At 37.3% G+C, this 263-nt stretch carries 1 protein-coding gene; it reads left to right on the forward strand.

Going from position 1 to position 263, the window contains the following annotated elements:
- On the forward strand, positions 1 to 263 hold a 263-nt coding region (locus tag AAEY79_RS15285; RefSeq protein WP_352289351.1), incomplete at both ends, for a heparan-alpha-glucosaminide N-acetyltransferase domain-containing protein.

Below are 263 nucleotides of genomic sequence, written 5' to 3' on the forward strand. Positions count from 1 at the left end.
GCATGGGTGTACACCAACGGATGTAATTTTTCCGTTTTTCATGTTTATTATTGGCTCTGCGATGTTTTTTTCATTTAAAAAAACCAACAGCACAGCTAATGCAAGCCAAGTGTTACGGCTGATAAAACGAGGAGCAATTATTTTTGCTATTGGCTTAGCGTTAAATATGTATCCCTTTACCACGAGCATTGAAAACTTAAGAATACTGGGCGTATTACAGCGAATAGGCATTGCCTATATTTTAGCGTCTATCTGTGTATTGT

Source organism: Psychrobacter sp. GW64-MNA-CIBAN-0177 (assembly GCF_040309585.1).
In the GTDB taxonomy this organism is placed as follows: Bacteria; Pseudomonadota; Gammaproteobacteria; order Pseudomonadales; family Moraxellaceae; genus Psychrobacter; species Psychrobacter okhotskensis.